Annotated in this window: 20 protein-coding genes; 9 read left to right on the forward strand and 11 right to left on the reverse strand. The window is 72.6% G+C overall.

Annotation, left to right across the window (positions count from 1 at the left end):
- Nucleotides 1–64 precede the first annotated feature (64 nt).
- Nucleotides 65–739: a GntR family transcriptional regulator gene (locus tag ACNQOV_RS01450; protein ID WP_416393041.1), complete on the reverse strand. Its 675-nt coding sequence runs from the start codon at nucleotides 737–739 to the stop codon at nucleotides 65–67.
- Between the two features lie 149 nt (nucleotides 740–888).
- Complete coding sequence (locus ACNQOV_RS01455) at nucleotides 889–2,346, reverse strand: MFS transporter (protein WP_022907706.1); 1,458 nt, start codon at nucleotides 2,344–2,346, stop codon at nucleotides 889–891.
- A gap of 321 nt (nucleotides 2,347–2,667) precedes the next feature.
- Between ACNQOV_RS01455 and ACNQOV_RS01460 the strand changes: the two genes are divergently transcribed.
- Nucleotides 2,668–4,053 (forward strand): magnesium chelatase, encoded by a 1,386-nt coding sequence (locus ACNQOV_RS01460; RefSeq protein ID WP_416393043.1) that lies wholly within the window; start codon nucleotides 2,668–2,670, stop codon nucleotides 4,051–4,053.
- Complete coding sequence (locus ACNQOV_RS01465; RefSeq protein WP_402267467.1) at nucleotides 4,046–6,058, forward strand: vWA domain-containing protein; 2,013 nt, start codon at nucleotides 4,046–4,048, stop codon at nucleotides 6,056–6,058. The genes ACNQOV_RS01460 and ACNQOV_RS01465 overlap by 8 nt, the downstream gene beginning before the upstream one ends.
- A 362-nt stretch (nucleotides 6,059–6,420) precedes the next feature.
- On the opposite strand, the gene ACNQOV_RS01470 is transcribed toward ACNQOV_RS01465, so the two are convergent.
- The 5 genes from ACNQOV_RS01470 to ACNQOV_RS01490 are packed head-to-tail and all read right to left on the reverse strand — an operon-like array spanning nucleotide 6,421 to nucleotide 10,296.
- Complete coding sequence (locus ACNQOV_RS01470; protein WP_416393044.1) at nucleotides 6,421–7,194, reverse strand: SCO1664 family protein; 774 nt, start codon at nucleotides 7,192–7,194, stop codon at nucleotides 6,421–6,423.
- The gene (locus ACNQOV_RS01475; RefSeq protein ID WP_022907702.1) at nucleotides 7,191–7,718 is read right to left on the reverse strand and encodes a DUF3090 domain-containing protein; all 528 of its coding nucleotides are present in this window, start codon (nucleotides 7,716–7,718) and stop codon (nucleotides 7,191–7,193) included. The genes ACNQOV_RS01470 and ACNQOV_RS01475 overlap by 4 nt, the downstream gene beginning before the upstream one ends.
- A 34-nt stretch (nucleotides 7,719–7,752) precedes the next feature.
- Nucleotides 7,753–8,475: a histidine phosphatase family protein gene (locus ACNQOV_RS01480; protein WP_022907701.1), complete on the reverse strand. Its 723-nt coding sequence runs from the start codon at nucleotides 8,473–8,475 to the stop codon at nucleotides 7,753–7,755.
- A 10-nt stretch (nucleotides 8,476–8,485) separates the two neighbouring features.
- Entirely contained in the window at nucleotides 8,486–9,211 is a 726-nt protein-coding gene (locus ACNQOV_RS01485) for an ABC transporter ATP-binding protein (protein WP_416393045.1), read from the reverse strand.
- Complete coding sequence (locus ACNQOV_RS01490) at nucleotides 9,208–10,296, reverse strand: FtsX-like permease family protein (protein ID WP_416393047.1); 1,089 nt, start codon at nucleotides 10,294–10,296, stop codon at nucleotides 9,208–9,210. Before ACNQOV_RS01490 ends, ACNQOV_RS01485 begins: the two co-directional genes overlap by 4 nt.
- Before the next feature lie 149 nt (nucleotides 10,297–10,445).
- Between ACNQOV_RS01490 and ACNQOV_RS01495 the strand changes: the two genes are divergently transcribed.
- From ACNQOV_RS01495 to ACNQOV_RS01510, 4 genes are all read left to right on the forward strand, one after another.
- Nucleotides 10,446–11,615 (forward strand): sensor histidine kinase, encoded by a 1,170-nt coding sequence (locus ACNQOV_RS01495; protein WP_416393048.1) that lies wholly within the window; start codon nucleotides 10,446–10,448, stop codon nucleotides 11,613–11,615.
- Entirely contained in the window at nucleotides 11,612–12,232 is a 621-nt protein-coding gene (locus ACNQOV_RS01500) for a response regulator (protein ID WP_416393050.1), read from the forward strand. Before ACNQOV_RS01495 ends, ACNQOV_RS01500 begins: the two co-directional genes overlap by 4 nt.
- A 63-nt stretch (nucleotides 12,233–12,295) precedes the next feature.
- On the forward strand, nucleotides 12,296–13,504 hold the full coding sequence (locus tag ACNQOV_RS01505; protein ID WP_416393051.1) for an MFS transporter: 1,209 nt from the start codon (nucleotides 12,296–12,298) through the stop codon (nucleotides 13,502–13,504).
- An 80-nt stretch (nucleotides 13,505–13,584) separates the two neighbouring features.
- Nucleotides 13,585–14,013 carry a BLUF domain-containing protein gene (locus tag ACNQOV_RS01510; protein ID WP_416393052.1) on the forward strand — a complete coding sequence of 143 codons (429 nt, stop codon included), beginning with the start codon at nucleotides 13,585–13,587 and terminating at the stop codon, nucleotides 14,011–14,013.
- Between the two features lie 18 nt (nucleotides 14,014–14,031).
- On the opposite strand, the gene ACNQOV_RS01515 is transcribed toward ACNQOV_RS01510, so the two are convergent.
- Both ACNQOV_RS01515 and ACNQOV_RS01520 read right to left on the reverse strand, forming a co-directional pair.
- Nucleotides 14,032–14,643, reverse strand: coding sequence for a ScbR family autoregulator-binding transcription factor (locus ACNQOV_RS01515; protein ID WP_402267489.1), 612 nt, complete (start codon nucleotides 14,641–14,643; stop codon nucleotides 14,032–14,034).
- A 94-nt stretch (nucleotides 14,644–14,737) separates the two neighbouring features.
- The gene (locus ACNQOV_RS01520) at nucleotides 14,738–16,288 is read right to left on the reverse strand and encodes an alpha-L-fucosidase (protein WP_416393054.1); all 1,551 of its coding nucleotides are present in this window, start codon (nucleotides 16,286–16,288) and stop codon (nucleotides 14,738–14,740) included.
- Between the two features lie 120 nt (nucleotides 16,289–16,408).
- Here ACNQOV_RS01520 and ACNQOV_RS01525 point away from each other — a divergent pair, with 120 nt between their 5' ends.
- The 3 genes from ACNQOV_RS01525 to ACNQOV_RS01535 are packed head-to-tail and all read left to right on the forward strand — an operon-like array spanning nucleotide 16,409 to nucleotide 18,848.
- On the forward strand, nucleotides 16,409–17,401 hold the full coding sequence (locus tag ACNQOV_RS01525; protein WP_416393055.1) for an aldo/keto reductase: 993 nt from the start codon (nucleotides 16,409–16,411) through the stop codon (nucleotides 17,399–17,401).
- Nucleotides 17,398–18,420: a LacI family DNA-binding transcriptional regulator gene (locus ACNQOV_RS01530; protein ID WP_022907692.1), complete on the forward strand. Its 1,023-nt coding sequence runs from the start codon at nucleotides 17,398–17,400 to the stop codon at nucleotides 18,418–18,420. The genes ACNQOV_RS01525 and ACNQOV_RS01530 overlap by 4 nt, the downstream gene beginning before the upstream one ends.
- Entirely contained in the window at nucleotides 18,420–18,848 is a 429-nt protein-coding gene (locus ACNQOV_RS01535) for an RbsD/FucU domain-containing protein (RefSeq protein WP_416393057.1), read from the forward strand. Before ACNQOV_RS01530 ends, ACNQOV_RS01535 begins: the two co-directional genes overlap by 1 nt.
- Before the next feature lie 24 nt (nucleotides 18,849–18,872).
- Here ACNQOV_RS01535 and ACNQOV_RS01540 read toward each other — a convergent pair whose 3' ends face one another.
- Nucleotides 18,873–19,343: a BLUF domain-containing protein gene (locus tag ACNQOV_RS01540; protein ID WP_416393058.1), complete on the reverse strand. Its 471-nt coding sequence runs from the start codon at nucleotides 19,341–19,343 to the stop codon at nucleotides 18,873–18,875.
- A gap of 92 nt (nucleotides 19,344–19,435) precedes the next feature.
- Nucleotides 19,436–20,809, reverse strand: a complete 1,374-nt coding sequence (locus ACNQOV_RS01545; RefSeq protein WP_416393060.1) for an ABC transporter substrate-binding protein — start codon at nucleotides 20,807–20,809, stop codon at nucleotides 19,436–19,438.
- Between the last annotated feature and the right edge of the window lie 2 nt (nucleotides 20,810–20,811).

Here is a 20,811-nt window from a genome sequence, read left to right on the forward strand (position 1 = left end):
CCGCCGCGGCGCACCAACCGCACCAGCCGTCCGCGCGGGCGCACAGGCGCGCGCGCGGGAGCCGTCAGGCGGCTGCCCGGAACCGCTCCGGCAGCGCGATCAGGGCGTCCGCGAGCTCGACCAGCACCGCCGCACACTCGTCGAGCGCATCCCGCTCGGCCGCCACGGTCGCCCGATCCGCCAGCACCCGCCGCTCCCGCCGCGCGACCACGGCGTCGATGCCGTTCGCCAGCGCCACCTCGTCCGTGAAGAACGCGTCGAGCACGGCACGCTGCGACAGGAGCCAGTCAGCACTGACCGCCGCACCGCTCCGGCGCAGCCACCACGAACCGATCTCGACGAACACGCCACCCTCGGTCGCGCACGTCCGCAGCCAGGCGACGTCGAACCGGTCCGCACTCCGGGCCGACCCCGCCGAGGGCTCGGTGATCATCGTCCGCGCGATGCGGATGCGCTCGATCATGTGGTCGACGGTCCAGTGCGCGACGACGACCCCGACGTACCGCTGCACCGACACGAGCCGCAGGTTCTCGAGCGGCACGAGCGCTTCGCGGACGGGCGTCCGGGACACCCGCATGTCCGCCGCGATGGTATCCAACCGCATCCGCTGCCCACGCCGGTACACCCCGCGCAGCACGTTGTCGAGCAGTCGGGCGAAGACGGCGTCGCGCAGCAGACTGCGTCGGATGCCGAGCGGGTCGTCGTCGTCACGACCCGGCTGGTGCTGTGCTCGCTCCATGGCGCCAGGATCACGCACGGCCCACGCCGCCGGCTTCGCGAGTGGTCGGACCGTGGACCGTGCGGGACACTGTCGTGCTGTGGAGGACTGCCATGCGAGGACGATGACAGACCCCGCAACTCGGTGCTAAACACTTCGCATACGGAATACTACTTCCGCGCCGTGTCCGCCTCCTTGGTCAGGACCGAGAGCGGTTGGGTGACGTCCTCGAGCCCCTTCCGGGCCGCGTCGACCCCGAAGACCAGCGCCACCACCCCGCCGGCGATCATCACCGCGGAACCGAGCAGGTACCCCCAGAACAGCGGTTCGCGGGAGGACCCGTCGCCGATGAGCGCACCGTAGATCAGCGGGGCGATGGCACCGAAGATCTGCGCCAGCGCGAAGAAGTACGAGATCGCCTGCGACCGGAGCTCGAGCGGGAAGATCTCCGACACGGTCAGGTAGGCGCTCGACGCCCCCGCCGAGGCGAAGAAGAACGACACGCACCAGAAGACGACCTGCACGGTGGCGCTGATCGCGTCGGCCTGGAACAGGAACGCCGAGGTGGCGAGCACGAGACCCGAGACGAGGTACGTCGAGAAGATCATCTGCCGACGACCCCAGGTGTCGAAGAACCGCCCGAGGATGATCGGGCCGAGCAGGTTGCCGATCGCGAACGGGAAGAAGTACACGCTCGTCTCGGCCGTCTTCAGGCCGAAGAAGTTCGTGAGCACCAGGGCGTAGGTGAAGAAGATCGCGTTGTAGAGGAACGCCTGGGTGATCATCATCGTCGCGCCGACGAGGGTCCGGGTCGGGTACTGCCGGAACAGCACCTTCACGATCGTCCGGAACTTGACGTTGTCGGTCGGGGTGACGGTCATCGCCTTGGACTGGTCGACCTCCGGCAGCCGGTGCCCGGTGGACTGCTCGACCGATTCCTCGATCTGCGTGACCGTCGCCTCGGCTTCCTCCTCGCGTCCGTGCGTCATGAGCCACCGGGGACTCTCCGGGATGTGCCGCCGCAGGAAGATGATCGCGATGCCGAGCACCGGGCCGAGGAAGAAGCCGATGCGCCAGCCGATGTTCTCGGCGAAGTTGGCCGTGTCGAGCAGGTAGATGTTCGCGAACGCGCCGAGTGCCGCGCCGCCCCAGTAGGTGCCGTTGATCGCGATGTCGACGTGCCCGCGGTACTTCGCCGGGATGAGCTCGTCGATCGCCGAGTTGATGGCCGCGTACTCGCCGCCGATGCCGAGACCCGCCACGAACCGGAAGGCCGCGAGGAACCAGAAGTCCTGCGCGAGCCCGGCGATGCCGGAGCCGATCAGGTAGATGGCCAGCGTGAGGATGAAGAGCTTCCGCCGCCCCAACCGGTCGGACATCCGGCCGAAGACGATCGCGCCGACGACCTGCCCGATGAGGTAGATGGTGCCGAGCGACGTCACCTGCTGCGTCGACAGGTCCAGGTCCGCCTGGAAGCCGGCGTTCGACACGATCTGGATCTCGAGGCCGTCGAGGACCCACGAGACGCCGAGTCCCACCACGACGCTCCAGTGGAACCGTGTCCACGGCAGTCTGTCCATCCTGGCGGGGACCAGGCTCTTGATCGCCCCGTTCGTCGTGCTGCTCACGAGAGGGGAACGTACGCCCAGATCGACGAGATGGTTCAGATCCGGAAACGAACGGGTTCCGGGCCCGGAGCCGGATCCCCCTAATCGAATCCGGCTCCGATGCCGGAGTCCCAATCATTGCAAGTGCTTTGAGAACTCACAAGCAGGATGCCGGGAGGGGGGGGGGGGGGCGCGGCCCCGCCCCCCCCCCCCCCCCCGGGCGCCCGCCGCCGTCCCCACCTCCATGGCCCTTCTCTCTCCCCACCCCACGCCGGGGGGGGGGGGGGGGCGGGCCCCCCCCCCCCCCCCCCCCCCCGGCCCGAAGGGCGTAGCGTCGGACAGGTGACCCGACCCACCATCAGAACGGTCGGCGAGCTCCGCACCTCTGGCCACGTCCAGAAGACGGTCCGCGCCGAGATCCGCGACAACCTGATCAGCGCCCTCCGCGAGGGCCGCGACCCGTGGCCCGGCCTGCACGGCTTCGAGACCACCGTGATCCCGCAGCTCGAACGCGCCCTGATCGCCGGGCACGACGTCGTCCTGCTCGGCGAGCGCGGCCAGGGCAAGACACGCCTGCTCCGCACCCTGCAGGGCCTGCTCGACGAGTGGACGCCGGTCATCACCGGCTCCGAGCTCGGCGAGCACCCGTACGAACCGATCACGACCGCGAGCATCCGGCGGGCGGAGGACCTCGGCGACGCCCTGCCGATCAGCTGGCGCCACCGGGACGACCGCTACGTCGAGAAGCTCGCGACGCCGGACACGAGCGTCGCCGACCTCATCGGCGACGTCGACCCGATGAAGGTGGCGGAGGGACGCAGCCTCGGCGACCCGGAGACGATCCACTTCGGGCTCGTCCCCCGCGGCCACCGCGGCATCGTCGCCATCAACGAGCTCCCCGACCTCGCCGAACGCATCCAGGTCGCGATGCTCAACGTGATGGAGGAGCGCGACGTGCAGATCCGCGGCTACGTGCTGCGGCTGCCGCTCGACGTGCTCGTGGTCGCGAGCGCGAACCCCGAGGACTACACGAACCGCGGCCGCATCATCACGCCGCTCAAGGACCGCTTCGGCGCCGAGATCCGGACCCACTACCCGATCGAGCTCGAGGACGAGATCGCCGTCATCCGCCAGGAGGCGCGGCTCACCGCCGACGTGCCGGACGCGCTCGTCGAGATCCTCGCGCGGTTCACGCGGGCGCTCCGCGCATCGAGTGCGGTCGACCAGCGCAGCGGCGTCAGCGCCCGCTTCGCGATCGCCGGCGCCGAGACCGTCTCCGCCGCCGCGGTGCACCGCGCCGCACGGCAGGGCGAGGAGCACGCGGTCGCACGGCCGATCGACCTCGAGACCGCCGTAGACGTCCTCGGCGGCAAGATCGAGTTCGAGAACGGCGAGGAGGACCGGGCCGACGAGGTGCTCGAGCACCTGCTCCGGACCGCGACCGCCGAGACCGTCCGCGCGCGCTTCCGCGGACTCGACTTCGCGGTCCTCGTCGAGGCCCTCGACGGCGGCACGATGGTGACCACGGGCGAGCAGGTCAGCGCCCGGACCTTCCTCGAGGGCCTGCCGTCGATCGGTGAGTCCGACCTGTACGACCAGATCGGCGAACGACTCGGAGCGACCGACGACGGCGGACGTGCCGGGGCCATCGAACTCGCGCTCGAGGGGCTCTACCTCGCGCGGCGGATCAGCAAGGAGTCCGGCGGGGGCGAAGCCGTCTATGGCTAGGGCGAACCGGCGCCTGACCCGCGACGCCCGCTACGGGAAGTACGAGGACGGGCCGGACCCGCTCGCTCCCCCGGTCGACCTGGCCGAGGCGCTCGACGCCATCGGCGAGGACGTGATGGGCGGCACCTCGCCCGAGCGTGCCCTCCGGGAGTACCTGCGCCGGGGCGGTCGGGACCAGCGCGGCCTCGACGACCTGGCACGCCGGGTGGCCGAGCGACGGCGGGAGCTGACGGCGAAGCACAACCTCGACGGCACCCTGCAGCAGGTCAAGCAGCTGCTGGACGAAGCCGTGCTCGCCGAACGCGGACAGCTCGCCCGGGACACCGAGATCGACGACGGCGACCGGGCCCTCGCCGAGATGCAGCTCGACAGCCTCTCGCCGTCGCCGGCCACCGCGGTCCAGGAGCTGAACGGCTACGACTGGACGAGTCCGGCCGCGCGGCAGAAGTTCGAGGAGATCAAGGACCTGCTCGGCCGCGAGGTGCTCGACCAGCGCTTCGCCGGCATGAAGCAGGCGCTCGAGGGCGCCACGGACCAGGACCGCGAGGACGTCGCCGCGATGATGCGCGACCTCACCGCGCTGCTCGAGGACCACCGTGCAGGGACGGACACGCAGGAGCAGTTCGACGCGTTCATGGCCGAGCACGGCCGGTACTTCCCGTCGGCCCCGCAGAACGTCGAGGAGCTGCTCGACGACCTCGCTGCCCGGGCGGCCGCGGCGCAGCGGATGCGCAACTCGATGACCCGGGAACAGCGCGACGAACTCGACGCCCTCGCGCAGCAGGCGTTCGGCTCCCCCGACCTGATGGGACAGCTCGCCCAGCTCGACGACACCCTCCGCTCGCTCCGGCCGGGCGAGGACTGGGGCGGGTCCGAGCGGATGGAGGGCGAGCAGGGACTCGGGCTCGGCGACGGCACCGGGGTGTTCCAGGACATCGCCGACCTCGACGCCCTCGCCGACCAGATCGCACAGGCCGGACCGGGCTCCGACCTGGACGACCTCGACCTCGACGCCCTCGGCCGCCAGCTCGGGAACGACGCCGTCGTCGACGCGACCACCCTGCAGCGGCTCGAGAAGGCCCTGCGGAACTCCGGGGCGATGCGCCGCGGCGCCGACGGGCAGCTCCGACTCACACCGAAGGCCATGCGGCAGCTCGGGAAGAGCCTGCTCCGCGACGTCGCCGAGCGGATGTCCGGTCGCCAGGGAGCCCGGGACCTCCGGCGGTCCGGCGCGTCCGGGGAACCATCGGGCGCGACACGGCAGTGGCAGTACGGCGACACCGAACCGTGGGACGTCACCCGGTCGATCACGAACGCGCTCACCCGCACCGCGGCCTCGGGCCGGACGGGCCCGGGGGTCCGCCTGCAGATCGACGACGTCGAGGTGCAGGAGACCGAGGCTCGGACACAGGCCTGCGTGGCGCTGCTCGTCGACACCTCGTTCTCGATGGCGATGGAGGACCGCTGGGTGCCGATGAAGCGCACCGCGCTCGCGCTCCACACGCTCGTGTCGACCCGGTTCCGCGGCGACGACCTGCAGCTCATCGCCTTCGGACGCGAGGCCGAGGTGATGGACATCGAGCAGCTCGTCGGCCTCGACGCGATGTGGGACAAGGGCACGAACCTGCACCACGCGCTGCTCCTCGCGAACCGGCACTTCCGGAAGCACCCGACCGCCCAGCCCGTGCTGCTCATCGTCACCGACGGCGAACCGACGTCGCACCTCGAGCCGAACGGCCAGGTGTGGTTCGGGTACCCGCCGGACCCGATCACGATCGCGCTGTCCGTCCGCGAGCTGGAGAACGCCGGACGACTCGGCGCGCAGACCACGTTCTTCCGGCTCGGGGACGACCCGGGGCTGGCGCGCTTCGTCGACGCCATGGCGAGACGCGTGGACGGCACGGTCGTCGCGCCGGAGAACGACGACCTCGGCGTCGCGGTCGTCGGGTCGTACCTGGGGTCGCGTCGCGGCGGAGCGTTCCCCCGCGACGACTGGACGATCTGACGTGAAGGGCCTGGTCGCCAGGGCACCCGTCGTCGTATGCTGACGTCACAGCTGCCCCGGACCTCGGCCGCCCATCACCGCTCCACCAGACCGACATCGTCGGCCGGGTGGTGTCGGCCGTCCGAGTGCACCTGATCCGTCCTCGGCCGGTCGACCCCCGTGGGGTCCCGGAACGCAACGGCGCGGTTCGGTCGACCTCGCGGGCATCCGCGTCCCGGCAGGCGGGACGCGGTGGGGTCGGTGGGCTCCGGACCCGACGGAGCCTGCCGACCCGATCCCTCCCGGTGCGCCCGGGACCGACGCGACCCGAGTCCGACGCAGCACAGGACGTGTCCGCTGGGACCGTCGTCGCCCACTGCTCGCTAGAAGAGCGGCCAGGGCACGGCCGGCCCGTGTCCGGGCGGCGGCGGGAACACCCCGACGGCCCGGAGCGCGGCGCAGCGGGCCCGGAGCGTGTCGACCTCGGCGACGGTGAGGTGCTCGTCGAGCGCCGCACCGAGGTCGCCGTCGAGCGCCTCGGTCACCCGGTCGATGCCCTCGAGCTCGTCGGCGTCGAGCGGTTCGCCGATCCAGCCCCAGAGCACCGAGCGCAGCTTGTGCTCGACGTGGAAGGTCAGGCCGTGGTCGACGCCGAAGCGGTGGCCGTCCGGCATCGCGAGGACGTGACCGCCCTTGCGGTCGGCGTTGTTCACGACGACGTCGAACACCGCCATCCGCCGGAGTGCCGTCGTGTCCTCGTGTACGAGGGTCACCGGGCGGTCCTGCTCGTCGATCGCCTCGAGCACCGGCAGCCACCGGGGTGCCGTGGCGTCAGCAGGGTCGGCGTCGGCGTCCTCGGTGGGGACGAGGTCGACGGCGTCCTGTTCGGGGTCGACCTCCTGCCAGCGCTGGAGCATGCCGCGACCGAACGGTCCGTCGCCCATCCACGTCGGGGGCACGACGTCCCACCCGAGCGTCTCGGACACCAGGTAGGCCGCGACCTCGCGGTCGGCGAGCGTGCCGTCCGGGAAGTCCCAGAGCGGGCGCTCCCCCTCGATCGGCTTGTAGACGACCGCCTCGCCGTCGAGGTCGGCGAGGAACGTGGCGTTCGAGGCTTCCCGGATGCGTGCCCGGATGGACACCGATCCGTGGCTCATGCGGCCCCTGGTGGGCGGCCGGCTGCCACGATCTCCCGGGTGCGCTCGACGAACGCGCGGGCGGTGCCGACGGGGATCTTCACCTGGAACAGCTCGGCAGGCTCGGGGATCTCGACGACGGCCTCGATCTCGTCGCCGTCCTCGCCCGTCTCGGCGACGATCTCGAGCTCGTCGTCGATCGGGTACGCCTCGATCACGACCTGGGCGGTCGCGGGGTCGAACCCGAGGCTCAGCGCACCGGCGCGGAACTCGGCCTCGACCGGCTGGTCGAGCGGTCCGCCGTCGCGGAGTTCGGCGGGAGCGGTGGGCGGGACGCTGAAGCGGTTGTCCTCGACCGTCGCGACCTCGTCCAGGAGCTCGTCGATCTTGTCCGCGAGGACGGCCGACTGCTCCTTCTCGAGGGCGACGCTCGTGACGCGGCGGCCGTCGCGCGCCTGGATGTAGAAGGACCGCTCGCCCGGGCGGCCGACGGTCCCGACGACGAGACGGTCCGGCCAGTCGAAGCCGTGCACGATGGTGGGCATACCCCGCATTGTAGGAGGGCCGGACGACACTCGTTCAGGCTCCGGCGGGAGCGGCTCCGGACGAGGCGTCGTCGTGGCCGGCGCCGCCCCCGACCGCGGCGTCCCCGGTCGGCGCGGGCGCGGCGGCCAGCCAGGCGAGGTCGCCCGACTCGGTGTTCGACGCGACGACCTCGGGGCGGTGCTCGCCGTAGCGCACGATGGACACCGAGGCCGGTCCGACCGCGATCCGCTGGAAGAGGTCGAGGTGCATGCCGAGGGCATCGGCGAGCACCGACTTGATGACGTCGCCGTGGCTGACGGCGACCCAGACGGCGGACGGGCCGTGCGCGGCCTCGACCTCGGCGTCGATCCGCCGGATCGCCGCGACCGCACGGGACTGCATGCCCTGCATGGACTCGCCGCCGGGGAACACGACGGCGCTCGGGTTCGCCTGCACCGTCCGCCAGAGGGGCTCCTGCGCGAGGTCCTGGAGCTTCCGGCCCTGCCAGTCGCCGTAGTCGCACTCCGTGATCGCCCGTTCGATGCGGGTCCCCGGCTCGCCCGTCTGCCGTCCGAGCACCGCCCGGGCGGTCTGCCGGCACCGTTCGAGCGGGCTGGACACCACCGCGGCGAGCGGCACGGCGGCGAGGCGCTCGGCCGTCCGCGCCGCCTGCTCGCGGCCGACCGCGTCGAGCGCGACCCCTGCCGTCCGTCCGGCGAGGACGCCGGTCGCGTTCGCGGTGGTGCGTCCGTGCCGGACGAGGAGGACGGTCGCCATGTGCCCGATCCTAGGCGGCGATCGACCGCTCGCTCGTCGTCCGGTCGGACAGCACCCGTCCGTCCACGACCGTGACGAGCGAGTCGAGCGCGTCCCGGTGCACCAGGTCGTGCGTCACGAGCATCGTCGCCGTGCCGCGCTCGTGGGTCAGCTGCGCGATGAGCGCCATGATCGCCGCGCCGCGCTCCTGGTCGAGGGCGCTCGTCGGTTCGTCGACGACGAGGACCGCGGGCTCGTGGACCAGGGCACGGGCGATGGCGATCCGCTGCCGCTGGCCCCCGGACAGCTGGGCCGGCCGCTTGTCGGCGTGCCCGGCCAGCCCGACGGCGTCGAGGAGGTCGTCCGCCCGGCGCCGGAGCTCCGCCGCCCGGCGTCCGACGCGCGGCCCGCCGAGGTGCGCCATCACGAGGAGCTGCTCGCGGGCGGTGAGCGCGGGCAGCAGGTTCGACTGCTGGAACACGATGCCGATCCGCTCGCGGCGGAGCGCGGTGGCCTCGTCGCGGGACAGTGCGGCGGCGTCGACCCGAGCGCCCGCGGCGTCGGTGAGGTGCACGTGGCCGGAGTCCGGCCGGATGAGCGTCGCCGCGACCGCCAGGATCGAGGACTTGCCGGACCCGGACGGGCCGGTGATGCCGGTGACCTCGCCGGCGCGGGCGGTCAGGGACACGTGGTCGACCGCGGTGACGCGGCGGTCGCCGTCGGGGAAGGTGAGGGTGACGTCGTCGAGGGTGATCATCGGTTGCTCCCGAGTGCGGTGAGGGGGTCGGCTGCGGTGACGGTCCGGAGGGCGACGGCGGCCCCGGCGAGGCCGAGGAGTGCCATCGCGGTCGCCGGCACCACGGTGGTGAGCGGGCTGAGGAGGAACGGCAGCGCTCCCCCGGCGAGCGCCCCGAGTCCGACGACCGCCGCGGTCCCGACGCCGATGCCGACGACGAGCACGACGAGCGCCTGGCCCAGAGCGTCGCCCACGAGCGACCGGGTGCTCGCACCGAGCGCCTTCAGGACGGCGACGTCGCCCGCGCGCTGCATCGTCCACACCGTGAAGAAGGCGCCGACGACGAGGGCGGAGACGCCGAAGAGCATGGCGATCATCAGGGCGAGCGAACCGACCTCCGAGCGGAAGGTCTCGAGCGCCGTGAGCGACCCGAGGTGCGAGGCAGCCGACGTGTCCGTGCGGGCGGCGACGGCGTCCCAGTCCGGCGACCCGCTGACGGCGAGCACCGTCGGGTCCCCGTCGCCCCCGAGCCGACGGTCCGCGGCCGACCAGGCGTCCGGCGTCATCGCGAGCACCGGGGTGTGGCTGTACCAGGCGTCCCCACCGACCGAGGCGACCCGGTAGGTCGTGCCCGTGATCGTCACGTGGTCGCCGACCGCGACGCCCAGGTCGGACGCGGCGCCGGTGGAGAGCCCGACCTCGTCGTCGTGCGCCGGTGCGAGCGCGGCGACCGTCCCGGCGTGGTCGCCGGCCGACGGCAGCCCGAAGAGCGCCACCCCGACCGCAGACCCGTCGTCGTGGGCCGACGTCGCCCGTCCCTGCACGATGCCGACGGGGACCACCTCGTCGACGCCGGCCGCGTCCTGCCAGCCGACCCGCGCCTCCCGGCCGATGGTGGACTCGCCGAAGGACGGCTGCCCGTTGGCGGGCTGCTGCAGGACCAGTCGGTCGCCCGGCAGGGCGAGCACGGCGGAGACGTTCTGGGCGGCGAGTCCGCCCGTCAGCCCCGCGAGGAAGCCCACGAGGAGGGTGATGAGGGCGACGACGGAGCCGATGAGCACGAAGCGTCCGCGAGCGAACCGGAGATCGCGCCAGGCGACGAACACGGTGTTCCTTCCCGAGGTCGCGGACCGTCCGTGACCTCGCACCCAGCCTCGCCGCGGCCCTCGTCCCGGACATCGCCGACGGGGTTGGTCCCCGGATCGAACTTTCGGTTGATCCGGTCCCGCTGCCGGCTCCGTACGCTGGGAGGGACATGGCCCACAGCACGCTCACCCCGGTCTTCGTCGGTCTCCGCACCGGCCTGCACGTGCTGTCCGCCGCGCTCCTCGCCCTCGTGGTGGTCCGGATCCTGGTGGGCGACGGCCCCCGCCCGTGGGTGCCGCTCGGGCTGAGCGTCGTCTTCGCCGGCGTCTACCTGCTCGGTGCCGTCGCGGCCCGCACCGCGCCCCGTCGTCGGCGGGTCGCGGGCGCGCTCTGGCTCGTGGCGCTGAGCCTCGTCTGGATCGCCCTGCTGGTGGTCGTGCCCGAGGCCGCCTACCTCGTCTTCCCGCTGTTCTTCCTGTACCTGCACGTCCTGCCCCGGGTCGTCGGTCCGGTCGCGGTGGTGGTCGCCACCCTCGTCGCGGTCGTCGCACTCGGGCTGCACGGCGGCTTCACCGTCGGCGGGGTCGTCGGACCGCTCGTCGGCGCCGGGGTGGCGCTGCTCATCGGCCTCGGGTACCGCGCCCTCGCGCGCGAGGCCACGGAGCGCGAGGCGCTCGTCGCGGAACTCCTCGCCACCCGGGACCGGCTCGCCGCGACCGAGCGCGAGCAGGGCGTCCTCGCCGAGCGGGCGCGGCTCGCCCGCGAGATCCACGACACGGTCGCGCAGGGCCTGTCGAGCATCCAGATGCTGCTGCATGCCGCCGAGCGTGCGGACGGCGACCGGCCCGGGGTCGAGCACATCCGGCTCGCGCGTGCGACGGCGGCGGACGGCCTGGCCGACACCCGGCGCTTCATCCGCGAGCTGACGCCGCCGTCGCTCGACCGGGGGCTGCCCGCCGCGCTCGGCCGCCTCGCCGAGCAGCAGTGGTCCGGCGACGGTCTCACCGTGACCGTCGCCGTCCCCGACGTCGCGCTGCCGATGGACGTCCAGACGGCGCTGCTGCGCATCGCCCAGGGCGCGGTCGCGAACGTGGTGCAGCACGCGCACGCCACGCACCTCACGGTGTCGCTCGCGGTCACGGGCCAGGAGGCGCGACTGACGGTCGCCGACGACGGCGTCGGGTTCGACCCGGTCACCGCCGCGGCAGGGGCCGGCTCGTCCGACTCGTTCGGGCTGCGCGCGACCCAGGACCGCGTGGACCAGTTCGGCGGCCGCCTGGAGATCGACTCGGCCCCCGGGCGGGGCACCACGCTCGTCGCCGTCCTGGAGGTGCCGTGATCCGGGTCCTGATCGCCGACGACCACCCGGTCGTGCGGGCCGGCCTCCGCGCGCTCCTGGACGGCGAGGACGGGATCGAGGTCGTCGGCGAGGCGGCGACACCGGGCGCGGCGGTCGACCTCGCCGCGACGCTGTCGCCCGAGCTCGTCCTGATGGACCTGCAGTTCGGCCAGGACACCTCCGGCGCCGACGCCACCCGGCGGATCCGCGCGCTCGACGCCGCGCCGTACGTCCTCGTGCTCACGAACTACGACTCCGACGGCGACATCCTCGGTGCGGTCGAGGCCGGCGCGAGCGGGTACCTGCTCAAGGACGCCCCGCCGCACGAGCTGATCGCGGCCGTGCGGGCGGCGGCGTCCGGGCAGAGTGCGCTCGCGCCGGCGATCGCCGGGCGCCTGATGGCCCGGATGCGGACCCCGCAGGTGTCGCTCTCGGCGCGGGAGATCGAGGTGCTCCGGCTCGTCGCCGACGGCGCGGCGAACGGCGAGGTCGCAGCGCGCCTGCACATCAGCGAGGCCACGGTGAAGTCGCACCTCGTGCACGTCTTCTCCAAGCTCGGGGTCGCGTCGCGGACGGCGGCGGTGTCCGCGGCGCGCTCCCACGGCATGCTGCGCTGACGCCGTCCGCGGGTTCCGTGCCGTTCCCTTGACGTGGCCCTGGTGGCACGTTCTGATGGACCCATGATCGGGCGCCACCGCGCGGCACTCTTCGCCACGTCGACGATGACCGGGTTCGGGATCGCGTCGTGGATCACCCGCACACCCGCGATCCGTGACGAGCTCGGTGCCTCGATCGAGGCGATGGGCATCGTCATCCTCGGGCTCTCGATCGGCTCGATGATCGGCATCCTCGGCGCCGGCGTGCTCGTGCGGCGGCTCGGCACCCGGCCGCTCGTCGTGCTCGGCGGCGCCCTGCCCGTGACCGGCATGCTCCTCGTCGCCCTGTCCACCCCCGCGCAGCTCGCCGTCGGGGTCTGGGGCGGGCTCTTCCTGATCGGCTTCGGGTCCGGGGTCGCCGAGATCGGCCTCAACGTCGAGGCGGCGGCGGTCGAGCGGCGGATCGGCCGGCCGGTCGTCCCGGTCCTGCACGCCTGCTTCAGCCTCGGCACGGTCCTCGGTGGTGTGGTGGGCATCGCGGTGACCGCGGTCCGCACGCCCGTCCTCGTGCACCTGGTCGGCGCCACGATCGTGATGGCCGCCCTCGCCGCGTTCGCCGCCGTGGGCCTCCGTCCGGTCCCCCGCGACGCGCCGGAGCCGACGACCGCCGGTGCGCCGGTCCCGCGGCTCCGCGCGGTCCTGACCGTGCAGGTGCTGCTCATCGCCGTGATCACGCTCGCGATGGCCTTCGCCGAGGGCGCCGCGAGCGACTGGCTCCCGCTCCTCATGACCACCGACCACGGCGCCCCCGAGGCCGTCGGGTCCCTGGTCTTCACCGGGTTCGCCCTCGCGATGTTCGTCGGACGGTCGGCCGGCACGCCCCTCGTCGCCCGATTCGGGCGCGCGCCGGTCGTCCGGGTGTGCGCGGCCGTCGGGGTGGTCGGCGTGCTGCTCGTCGTGGTGTCGCCGAACCCGGTGCTCACCGCGGCCGCCGCCGGGGTGTGGGGCCTCGGGATCGCCCTCGGGTTCCCGCTCGCGATCTCGGCCGCCGGGGACCACCCGACCGACGGCGACCGGCGCGTGTCCGTCGTCGCGACCGCCGGCTACATCGCCTTCCTCGCCGGTCCCCCGGCACTCGGGTTCCTCGGCGAGCACCTCGGCCTGCAGGCGGCGATGCTCGTCCCCGCGGGGCTCCTGGTCGTGGCGCTGCTCGCCGCGCCGGCCACCCGTGCCCGCGTCGCCACCGAGGTGGGACGGGCGCCGGTGCCCGCTCCGACGCCGTCCGCCGAGTGAGCGGCACGGGGACCGCACCGGCGGACTACGTGTTGCGGACACCATTTCGTGTCCCGCCTGCCCCACGCCAGGATGGGAGCGTGCTCGTCTCCATCGTCTACATGAGCCGGGCGGCCACCCCCTTCGACGACGCCGCCCTGGCCGAGCTCCTGCGTGCATCGCGGCTCCGCAACGAGGCGCTCGGTGTCTCCGGTCTGCTGCTCGCGAAGAACGGCCGCTTCATGCAGCTGCTCGAGGGTCCGGCGTGGAGCGTCGACGACCGCTTCGCCGCGATCGCCCGCGACCCGCGCCACGCCGAGCTGAAGTCGCTCGTCCGCGAGGACATCGACCGGCGCCGGTTCGACGGGTGGTCGATGGCGTACCGGGCGCTGGACGACGCCGACGTCGCGTCGGAGGAGGGCTTCAGCCCGTTCCTCACCGAGGGCATCGACTTCCCGCCGTCGTTCGACCGCACGAGCGCCGCGTGGCTGCTGAAGTGGTTCCGCGACCGCGAGCTCCACGACCGCTGACCCGCACCCCGGACGGCGTCAGTCGGCCGTGCCGAACGCGTCCTCGACGACCCCCAGCAGACGGGGTCGGTGCCGTGGGTCCGCGACCGCGGTGAGGACGACCCGCCACATCGTCGCGACCGCGGGGAACAGGTCCTGCCGTCCGGTGCGCACCGCGGACACGAGCTGCACGCCGGTGAACATCGGGACCACGGTCGCACCGAGCTGCTCGGGGGTGAGGTCCGTCCGGAGCTCACCGCTCGCGACGGCGAGTCGGAACAGGTCGCTGATGCCGCCGATCCACCGGTCGTAGAACGCCGCGGTCGCGGCAGCGAACTCGCCGCGTTCGAGCGACAGCCGGATGCCCGCACTCACGACGGGGTCGGTCAGCAGCATGCCGGCGATGCCGCGGGAAGCGGCGACGAGCGCCTGGGTCGGTGACGTGTCGTGCAGGCTGACGACGTCGAAGGTCCGCACGTTCTGCTCGTCGATCACCCCGAGGGCGAGTGCGAGCTTCGTCGGGAAGTGGAAGTACAGGGCGCCCTGCGAGACCCCCGCGCCGCGGGCGACCGCGGCGACCGTCGTGGCGGCGTAGCCGACGCGCTCGAACTCACGAGCGGCGGCCTCCAGGATCTGTGTGCGTCGTTCCACGGGTCCAGTGTCGCGGACGCCGGGCGCGGTGCGGCCCCGCACCGCGCCCGGAGTCCGCGTCCGCGTTCGCGTCCGCGTTCGCGTTCGCGTTCGCTCAACCGTGCAGCGAGTCGTGCCGCTCCTGCCGCTCCGCAGGGCGCAGCCAGACCTTGACGACCGGGCCGGAGTCACCGGACGTCTCCCCACGGACGACGACCTCGAGTGCCGTGGCGGTCTGCGTCCACTCCGCCTCGCCGTCGACGCCCAGCACCTCGACGCTGCGGACGGCCCGCCCGAGCAGGTTCGCCCCGCTGCCGAACGCGCGGACGCGGGCGACACCGTCCTCGGGGTCGGCGAGCAGGACGGCGTAGACGTACTCGCCGGTGACGTCGCGGCGGGTGGTGAAGCGGACGTCCTCGGCCGTGTACGCCGGGGCCTCGCCGTCGACGAACGACCCCGCCCTGACCTGGGTCGGCCCCTCGCCGAAGACCCGCCAGGGACGTGTGCCGTAGATCGCCTCGCCGTTGACGACCAGCCACCGTCCGACGGCCTCGAGCAGCCGCTGCTCGGGTTCGGCGATCGTGCCGTCCGGCTTCGGACCGACGTTGAGCAGGAGCACGCCGTTCTTCGCGACGACGTCCACGAGCTCGGCGACGAGGTCGCGGGTCGTCTTGTAGTCGTGCCCCTCGATCCAGCACCAGGCGCTCTTCGACACCGACGTGTCGTTCTGCCAGACCACGGGCGGGATCTCCCCCATCGCACCGCGTTCGATGTCGTAGACCGCGGAACCGTCGGCGAACGCCTCCCACTTGTAGTTGATGACGACCTCGCGCCCCCACTCGGCGGCGCGGTTGTAGTAGTACGCGGCGAGGGTGCGCAGCCACGGCTCGAACGCGGGCTGCTCGATCCACCAGTCGAACCACAGCACCTGGGGCCGGTACTTGTCGATGACCTCGACCGTCCGGAGGAGCCAGTCCTCGAGGTGCCGCTCGTTCGGCGCGGTCTCCTCACGCTGCGCGGGGCCGTAGAAGTCGATGAAGCGGGGATCGAGGACGTCGGAGTCGAACCGGGCGCCGCCGTTCATGAAGAACCAGTGCTCGGCCCGGTGCGAGGACGCCCCACGGACCATGAACGCGTCGTCGACGGCCGTCATCAGGTCCCCGAACACGTCGCGCTGCGGGCCCATCCGTGCCGCGCTCCACCGGGAGCGGTCGGTGTCGTACATCGCGAAGCCGTCGTGGTGCTCGGCGACGGGGACCACGAACTGCGCGCCCGCCCGACGGAACAGGTTCGCCCAGGCACCCGGGTCGAAGTGCTCCATCGTGAAGGACGGGATGAAGTCCTTGTAGCCGAACTCGGATTGCGGCCCGTAGGTGGCCACGTGGTGCTCGAACTCGGGCGTGCCCTCGCGGTACATGTCGCGGGAGTACCACTCGTTCCGGAACGCGGGCACCGAGTAGACGCCCCAGTGCAGGAAGATCCCGAACTTCGCGTCCTGGTACCAGCGCGGCGGCGTGTACCGGCGGAGCGACTCCCAGGTGGCGTCGTACGGACCGGTGGCGACGACCGCGGCGACGGCGGCGAGCGCCGCGGTGTTGTCGCTGACGTCGACCGGCTCCGGCAGCGCTGTCGGGTCGAGCCGTGGCAGGTCGTGGGGTTCGGGCATGACTCCTCCTCGAGTCGAGCGAAACGTTTCGTCCTGGGGACGGTTCTACGGTAGCGTGCATACGAGCCCGATGGGTGAAACGTTCAGTGATGCGCGACGACGCGCAGGAGGAGGACCACCGTGGACGTCCTGACGAGCCGACCCCTGCGGACCGGCGCGCACATCCCCTCGATCGGGCTCGGCACCTTCGGCTCGGACCGGTACACCCCGGACCAGGTGGCCGCGGCCGTGCGCGGTGGCCTCGACGCCGGCTACCGGCTGGTCGACTGCGCCTCGGTCTACGGCAACGAACCCGAGGTCGGGGCGGCCATCGCGGCGAGCGGGGTCCCGCGCGAGGACCTCTTCGTGATGTCGAAGGTGTGGAACGACGCACACGACCCGGCGGACGCGGTCGCCTCCGTCGAACGGTCGCTCCGGGACCTCCGGCTCGACCACCTCGACGCGGTCTTCGTGCACTGGCCGTTCCCGAACCACCACGCGCCGCACGCCTCGGTCGAGGACCGCGACGGATCCGCCCGCCCCTACGACCACGCCGCCTACCTCGCACTGTGGCGCGCGCTCGAAGGCCTCGTCGACGCCGGCCTCGTCCGGCACCTCGGCACGTCGAACACGACGATCCCGAAGCTGCGCCTGCTGCTGGACGACGCGCGGGTCCTCCCCGCACTCAACGAGATGGAACTCCACCCCACGTTCCAGCAGCCCGAGCTGTTCGACTTCTGCCGCGCGAACGGCATCCAGCCCGTCGGGTACTCGCCGCTCGGGTCACCGTCCCGCCCGGAGCGCGACCGCGAGGACGACGACCCGGTGGACGTCGACCACCCGGTCGTCCGACGCATCGCCGAAGCACACGGCGTCCACCCGGCGATCGTCTGCCTGAAGTGGGCCGTCGCGCGCGGGCAGGTCCCGATCCCCTTCGCGGTGAAGCCGGAGCAGTACCGCGCGAACCTCGCCGGGGCGTCGGCGGACCCGCTGACCGCCGACGAGCTCGCCGCCATGGCGGACGTCGACCGCGGCGCACGGCTCATCAAGGGGCAGGTGTTCCTCTGGTCGGGCGCCGACAGCTGGCACGACCTGTGGGACGAGGACGGCACGGTCACCGGGAGGGCCGGGTGACGGCGACCTACAAGGACCTGCAGCGGGCGACCGGCCTCTCGCTCGCGACGATCTCGAAGTTCTACAACGGCGGCACCGTCCGCGACGAGAACGCACACGCCATCGAAGCGGCCGCGGCGACGCTCGGGTTCCGTCCGAACGGGTTCGCGCGGAGCCTGCGGTCGCGGCGGTCCGGCACCATCGGGGTCCTGCTGCCGGCGCTCGACAACGACTTCCACCTCACCGTGATCGCCGGCGTCGAGAGCGCCCTGCGCGACCACGGGATGAGCGTCATCGTCTCGTCGAGCCCGGACGCACGAGCCGGCGCCGTCGACCTGCTCCTGCGCCGGATGGTCGACGGGATCATCGCGGTGCCGTCCGACCACGACGTCGCGGCACTGTCCCGTGCTGCCGAGCGCGTCCCCGTCGTGCAGATCGACTGGCGCGCGGACGCCCTCGGCACCGACGGCGTCTTCCTCGACAACCACGGAGCCGGCGCGCTCGCCGCCCGGCACCTGCTCGACCACGGCCACCGCCGGGTCGGCGTCGTCGCGGGCGACCCGACGATCTCGACCATGCGCGAACGGACCGCGGGCTTCCGGTCGGTCATCGAGCGGGACGGCGGCGTACTCGCCCCGGACGCCGTGGTCGAGGGGCCCCTCACGGTGCGCCACGGCCAGGCGGCGATGCAGCGGATCCTCGTGCTGCCCGATCGTCCGACGGCGGTCTTCTGCGCGAACTACGAGCTCACCCTCGGCGCCGTCATCGCGCTGAACGAGTCCGGCCTCACCCTCGGCCGGGAACTCTCGGTCCTCGGGTTCGACGGCCTCGAGCTCGCCCAGGTCACCGTCCCGAAGCTCACCGTGATCGTGCAGCCCACGCACGAGCTGGCGGTCCGGGCGGCGGACCTGATCCGCTCGCGGCTCACCGCACCGGACGACGACCAGGCGCCCGTCGACGTCGTCGTCCGCCCCCGTCTGGTCGCCGGTGGATCCGTCGCCCGACTCCCCACCGGACCCGTCACCGCCACGGAGGCATGATGCTGCGCTACACCCTCACCCACCAACCGACGCTCAGCGCGCTCGCGTCGCTCGGGCACGGCTCGAAGGTCCTGATCGCCGACGGCAACTACCCGTTCGCGACCGCGATGCGCCCCGGCGCCGCGCTCGTGCACCTCAACTTCCGACCGGGACTGCTCGACGTCGACGAGGTCCTCACCACGCTCCTCGACGCGGTGCCGGTCGAGGCGGCGACGGTGATGGAGCCGCCGGTCGACACCGTCGTCCAGGCGCACGAGGGCTACCGGCGGATCCTCGGTGCCGACGTGCCGCTCGGCACCCTCGACCGGTTCGGGTTCTACGAGGCGGTGCGCGCCCCCGAGACCGGGTTGGTCATCGCGACGGGTGACCAGCGCTCACACGCGAACCTGCTCCTCGAGATCGGGTTCCACCAGGCGCCGGAGCGCTAGCCGCCCGCGGAGCCGGCCACCCCGTCAGGCGGCGTGCCTGGCCAGGGTGATCCGCGCCTCCTGGACGTCCCGGAGCTCGCGTCCGCGGAACCAGCGGAGCAACCAGTCGGCCGGCGAGCCCGCCACCCCGGCCGGCAGGCCGGTGCGCTCGGACAGGAAGGTGCTGAACCCGGGTTCGGCGCGGACCTCGGGGTCGGAGGGGTTGCCGAACGCCATCGCCCAGCCGTCGAACCGGCGGGTCGCGATGCGCTCGCGGGACAGCGACCTGACGTCCAGGTGGCGGGGATCACGCTCGATCGCGGCGAAGCGGTCCTCGACGCTCCACGCCGGCCCCTCGAGGACCTGCATGAACCGGCCGCCCTTCGCGAGCAGCAGACCGGAGACGCCGAGCGCCTCGTTGCGGAGCCGCGCTTCGCGCAGCATGGCGACGAGCTGGTCGTCGGTGAGGTCGTCGACGGCGACGGACATGTACACGAGCGATTCGAGCGAGGTCATCGGCGTCAGTCTCGTTCCACAGTGGAACCGCCGTCAACGCGGTCGTCCACGGACCGCACCGGACCCGTGGACGACCGCGCCTGCGGGACGGCTCAGGTGAGGCCCAGCAGCGTGTTGACCTGCTCGTTGACCCCCGTGAGCGACGAGATCGGCGCCCCGTTGGCGTAGATGGAGTCGAACGCCGGCTGGACGAGCGCCTGCACGTCGGCGGGGTTCCGCGTGACCGGGAACAGGAACGTCGTGCCCTCGTCGACCTGCTCGGTGAACGCCGTGACGTCCAACCCGCGTTTCGCGTAGGCGGCGACCGCCGCGTCGGTCCCGGACCGCCGGGCGGGGAACACGATCCCGGCCCGGCCGACGATCTCCTGCGCGGTCGCGCCGCCGAGGAACGCGACCCACTTCGCCGCGGCCTCCGGGTGCTTCGCCTGCTTCGTGATCGAGTCGCCCAGGCCGTTGAACATCGAGGCGCGGTGCCCGACGGGTCCGGCCGGGGTCGGCGCGATGGCGACGTCGATGCCGGGCAGGTTCGCGTACGTGCCGATCATCCACGACCCGTTAAACGACAGCGCCACCTTCCCCGAGCCGAGCTGCACGTCCGGTCCGGTGGTCGTCGAGAAGACGCCGTACTTCGGCATGTAGCCCTTCTCGGCGAGCCCGAAGTACCACGAGATCGTCTTCTGGAACGCAGCGTCGTCGTAGCGGAACCGGTTCCCCCACGGGTTCCGGTTCGTGTAGAACCAGTCGATCGACCCGGTGAAGGGCGACCACTGCGTCTGCCCGAAGCCGTCGCCGCCACTGCCGTTCGCGCTCATCCCGTAGACGGCGACGTCGTCCTTGTCGAAACCGCGCTCGTCCCCGCGACGGCCCTTGCCGTCGATCGTGAGGTGCGCGACCGCCCGCTCGAAGGTGCCGCCGTCGTCCGGGTTCCACGACAGTCCGGCGAGGTCGTCGGCGCTGTACCCGGCCTTCGCGACGACCTTCGGGTCGTAGAACATCGCGATCGTGTCCCAGTCCTTCGGCGACCCGTAGCGGTGTCCGTCCCGGCCCTTCCAGAGCTGGGCGAGGCCGGACTGGTAGTCGTCGTCGCGGATGGAACTCGTCGCCTCGAGCTCGTCGAGCCGGTAGAGCACGTCGAGGTCGGCGAACTGGGGGAACTTCGACAGGTGGTCGGTGAACACGTCCGGCGCGGTGCCGGCGATGAACCCGGCGGTGAGCTTCGTCCAGTAGTCGGCCCAGCCGAGCTGGGTGATCTTGATCCGGATGCCCGGGTTCTCCCGCTCGAAGGCCTTCGCGACGGCCTGGTAGGCGGGCAGCTGGTTCGCGTCCCAGAGCCAGTACGACACGGTGCCGGTCGCGCCGCTCCGCGGGTTGGGCGTGCTCGGGCTCGAGCAGGCCGCCAGCGCTCCGAGGGCCAGGGCCGAGGCGCCGCCGGCGAAGAGGGACCGGCGGGTGATGGAGTTCGTCATGA

Origin of the sequence: Curtobacterium sp. LFS084 (genome assembly GCF_047977705.1) — a bacterium.
GTDB lineage: Bacteria > Actinomycetota > Actinomycetes > Actinomycetales > Microbacteriaceae > Curtobacterium.

What these genes read in the sequence shown, in the direction of transcription:
- ACNQOV_RS01450 (WP_416393041.1), bottom strand. Translation starts at nt 739, where the DNA reads ATGGAGCGAGCACAGCACCAGCCGGGTCGTGACGACGACGACCCGCTC.
- ACNQOV_RS01465 (WP_402267467.1), top strand. Translation starts at nt 4,046, where the DNA reads ATGGCTAGGGCGAACCGGCGCCTGACCCGCGACGCCCGCTACGGGAAG.
- ACNQOV_RS01470 (WP_416393044.1), bottom strand. Translation starts at nt 7,194, where the DNA reads ATGAGCCACGGATCGGTGTCCATCCGGGCACGCATCCGGGAAGCCTCG.
- ACNQOV_RS01475 (WP_022907702.1), bottom strand. Translation starts at nt 7,718, where the DNA reads ATGCCCACCATCGTGCACGGCTTCGACTGGCCGGACCGTCTCGTCGTC.
- ACNQOV_RS01480 (WP_022907701.1), bottom strand. Translation starts at nt 8,475, where the DNA reads ATGGCGACCGTCCTCCTCGTCCGGCACGGACGCACCACCGCGAACGCG.
- ACNQOV_RS01485 (WP_416393045.1), bottom strand. Translation starts at nt 9,211, where the DNA reads ATGATCACCCTCGACGACGTCACCCTCACCTTCCCCGACGGCGACCGC.
- ACNQOV_RS01495 (WP_416393048.1), top strand. Translation starts at nt 10,446, where the DNA reads ATGGCCCACAGCACGCTCACCCCGGTCTTCGTCGGTCTCCGCACCGGC.
- ACNQOV_RS01505 (WP_416393051.1), top strand. Translation starts at nt 12,296, where the DNA reads ATGATCGGGCGCCACCGCGCGGCACTCTTCGCCACGTCGACGATGACC.
- ACNQOV_RS01520 (WP_416393054.1), bottom strand. Translation starts at nt 16,288, where the DNA reads ATGCCCGAACCCCACGACCTGCCACGGCTCGACCCGACAGCGCTGCCG.
- ACNQOV_RS01535 (WP_416393057.1), top strand. Translation starts at nt 18,420, where the DNA reads ATGCTGCGCTACACCCTCACCCACCAACCGACGCTCAGCGCGCTCGCG.
- ACNQOV_RS01540 (WP_416393058.1), bottom strand. Translation starts at nt 19,343, where the DNA reads ATGACCTCGCTCGAATCGCTCGTGTACATGTCCGTCGCCGTCGACGAC.
- ACNQOV_RS01545 (WP_416393060.1), bottom strand. Translation starts at nt 20,809, where the DNA reads ATGACGAACTCCATCACCCGCCGGTCCCTCTTCGCCGGCGGCGCCTCG.